The organism is Aeromonas sp. PrichA-15, from assembly GCF_017939245.1.
Lineage (GTDB): Bacteria > Pseudomonadota > Gammaproteobacteria > Enterobacterales > Aeromonadaceae > Aeromonas > Aeromonas caviae.
In genome coordinates this window covers 1-1,953 of sequence record NZ_JAGKRH010000136.1, presented here as the reverse complement: position 1 = coordinate 1,953, position 1,953 = coordinate 1, and the positions used below count along the sequence as shown (strand labels likewise).

General features: G+C 62.6%; 2 pseudogenes. Both read right to left on the bottom strand.

The window, feature by feature from the left end:
* Positions 1-143: 143 nt before the first annotated feature.
* Positions 144-716, bottom strand: a pseudogene (locus tag J9889_RS16275) (response regulator); the annotation flags it as partial.
* A pseudogene (locus J9889_RS16270) lies at positions 709-1,809 on the bottom strand (response regulator); the annotation flags it as partial. The pseudogenes J9889_RS16270 and J9889_RS16275, both read right to left, overlap by 8 nt.
* Between the last annotated feature and the right edge of the window lie 144 nt (positions 1,810-1,953).

The following is a 1,953-nucleotide window of genomic DNA, read 5'->3' as shown; positions in this document are numbered from 1 at the left end:
GGAGGTTGGCGGAGTTACGGGGCTGCATAGGCGTCATGTTCATAGAAAAACGCCCCAGGCCATCGAGACCCAGGGCGGTGAAGATATCAAAGACCCGTTTTCCGGTAAATCGCAATGCGGCTCCGCTTAAGTGAACAGCATTGCGGCGAGATGAGGCCATATTCGGGGTGCTGCCAGCGGGCAAGCGCCTCCATGCCGAGCCACTCCCCGTTGTGAAAACCCACCTTGGGTTGATACCAGGGCAGCAACTGGTCCTGATCCAGCGCCCGGCGCAGCTCATCCAGGGTCAGGTGATAACCATCCTCCTCCTGGCTGCGTACCTGCTGGGGCCGCCAGGCACCGATGAGCTGCGCGATCTGCTGGGGAGACGCGGGTTTCTCGATGCGCCCCAGCACCTGCAGGCCATAGGCCCGGCTCATGCGCAGCACGGCATCGACCACGTCATCCTCCAGGGCGCTGCACAGCACGATGCCGCCGCGAAACCCGCCAAGGGAGAGGCGGCGCAGCAGCGCCATGCCATCCATGCCCGGCATGCGCAGATCGCAGAACAGGATGTCGACCCTGTGGTGCTGGCACTGTGCCAGCGCCTCCTCCCCGTCCTGCGCCTCCAGCAGGTTGCCGTAGCCCAGTCCGCGGATCTGGTGCATCAGGGCCTTGCGCTGGAAGTTGTGATCCTCCACCACCATGATCGCCAACTCATGCCGTGCGCTATTCATCGAGCCATAACCCCGTTTCACCTCTGATAGAGTCCATCAATGCCTGTACCGCCCTGGCCAGGTCATCGAGCTTGTCCAGTTGTTTCAATCTGGCCGCCGCCTCCAGCCGGGCCGCCTCCTCTGCCAATGCCTGCTGTCCTACCATGCGCGCGGCCCCCTTGATGCGATGTGCCGTCTCCACCAGCGCCTGGGTATCCTGGCTGGCCAGCGCCAGCCTCATGTCCTCGCCATCCTGCTCGTTGGCTTCCAGGTATTCGCTGGCCATGCTGCGTGCCACCGCCTCATCCCCAAACAGGGTCAACCAGCTTATGCCTGGCAGCTGAACCCTGGCTTGCCGGGGCGCCTCCGAGGCGAGCTGTTCTTCCTGAGTCGGCAACCAGCGTCCCAGGGTCTGGCTCAGGGCATCCAGGCTGTAGGGCTTGAACAGCATGTCGTTCATGCCGGCATCACGCATCTGCTGGCTCGCCTCCTCAGAGGTATCGGCCGTCACCCCGATAATGGGAGCACTGTCCCCGGCATCCCGCAAGGCTCGCGTAAGGGCATAGCCATCCATCACCGGCATGTGGCAGTCGGTCAGCAGCAGGGCGAAATCCTGCCCCTGCCAGGCGCGCAGCGCCTCTTCGCCATCTTCCACCACCTCGGATTCGAGCCCCAGGATAGCGAGCTGCCTCGTCAGCAATGCCCGGTTGACGGGGTGATCATCCGCCACCAGCACCCGCCCCCTGAGCTTCTCCCCCTCCATCCCCATCGACTGGCTCGCCTGCTGGTTGAACAGTGACTGGCAGGTTTCCAGCAACAGATCGGGATAGAGAGGCGATTGTCCCAGTCGCCACCAGGCGTCACCACCCATGCGTCCCCGCAGGGCCTCATGGGGAGAGAGTACTATGCCCTTGAGGTTCGAACGCTGCAAACAGGCCAGCCAGTCACTGCCAAGGGCCTGCTCCAGGTGATTCTCCTGCGCCAGCAGATGCCCCTCGAGGGGCTGCTGCCAATGGTGTGCCTCCATGCGAACCAGTCTGGCGCCCAGCCTGGCCATCACCGATTCCAGCCCCTCATCCTCCCCAAACCACCACCATACCTGGCCGGTCAGGGGGCAGGGCGGGATCGCACTTTGTTAATGAAATTTGAACAGGCAGATCGTCTGTGATCTAATCGCGTCTCCATGCAGGAGGCACGCGCTATGACGTTGATTGAACACCTTACCCTTGTCGAAGAAACTCGCTCTGAGATCAATCGT